This is a genomic window from Micromonospora sp. NPDC049051, from assembly GCF_043197575.1.
GTDB lineage: Bacteria > Actinomycetota > Actinomycetes > Mycobacteriales > Micromonosporaceae > Micromonospora.
The window spans coordinates 1-1000 of the sequence record NZ_JBICTL010000031.1 but is presented as its reverse complement, the minus strand read 5'-3'; the positions used below and the strand labels follow the sequence as shown (position 1 = coordinate 1000).

1 protein-coding gene is annotated in these 1000 nt (G+C 64.4%); it reads right to left on the bottom strand.

Annotated elements, in window-relative coordinates; genetic code table 11:
• Window positions 1–3: 3 nt before the first annotated feature.
• Complete coding sequence (locus ACGFIR_RS31620) at window positions 4–783, bottom strand: BTAD domain-containing putative transcriptional regulator (RefSeq protein WP_393149042.1); 780 nt, start codon at window positions 781–783, stop codon at window positions 4–6.
• Window positions 784–1000 lie beyond the last annotated feature (217 nt).

Sequence of the window (1000 nt, the reverse complement as noted above, 5' to 3'; positions counted from 1 at the left end):
GGTTCAGCCGACCAGTACGGGTGTCTGGATTTTGGCGTCGTGTTCGAGGATGCGTTGTTGGAGTTGTTGGAGTTCGCGGCCGGGTTCGAGGCCGAGGTTGTCGATGAGGGCTTCGCGGGTGCGGCGGTAGACGCGGAGGGCGTCGACTTGGCGGCCGCTGCGGTAGAGGGCGAGCATGAATTGGTGGCAGAGGCGTTCGCGCATGGGTTCGGTGGTGGTGAGGATTTCGAGTTCGGGGGTGATTTCGCGGTGTTTGCCGCAGGCGAGTTGGGCGTCGAGGCGGTCTTCGAGGGCGGAGAGGCGTTCGTCTTCGATGGCGGCGAGTTCTGACCAGTTGGTGCCGGTTTCGACGAGGTCGGCGAGGGCGCGTCCGCGCCAGAGGGTGAGGGCTTCGGTGAGGAGGTGGGCGGCGTGGTGGGGGTTGTTGGTGGTGGTGGCGTGGCGGCCTTCGCGGACGAGTCGGCGGAAGCGGTAGAGGTCGATGGTTTCGGTGTCGATGCGGAGTTGGTAGCCGGGTGGGTGGGTGTGGAGGGCGGGTGTGGTGGTGTCGGTGGTGGTGGTGGTGAGCATGCGGCGGATGCCGCTGACGGCGTTTTGGACCATTTTTCGGGCGGTGGGTGGTGGGTTGCCGTTCCACATGGCGTTGAGGAGTTGGCTGGTGGCGACGACTTTGTTGGCGTTGAGGAGGAGGTAGGCGAGGATTGCGCGTTGGCGGATTCCGCCGAGTTCGAGGTGGTGGTTGTGGTGGGTGACTTCGGTGGTGCCGAGTACGTGGAAGTGCATGGGGTTCCTTTGGTGTGGGGGTGTGGGTTGGGGGTTTGAGTTTCCCTGGGGTGGTCATTGGTGGGGCACCCCTAGGGCACCCCGTAGGAGGTGGGGGTGCATGGTGTGGGTTATCGGGTTGGCAGTGTGGAGTTGCTGGTCAGGCATTGTTGGTTCGTGGTGGGGCGTGAGTTCGTCATCCGGGTCCTGTGACACCGGCACGGACGAATGCGGGAAC

Bases quoted from the DNA above. Each gene is read 5' to 3' on its own strand.
- ACGFIR_RS31620 (WP_393149042.1), bottom strand. From the start codon at position 783: ATGCACTTCCACGTACTCGGCACCACCGAAGTCACCCACCACAACCAC.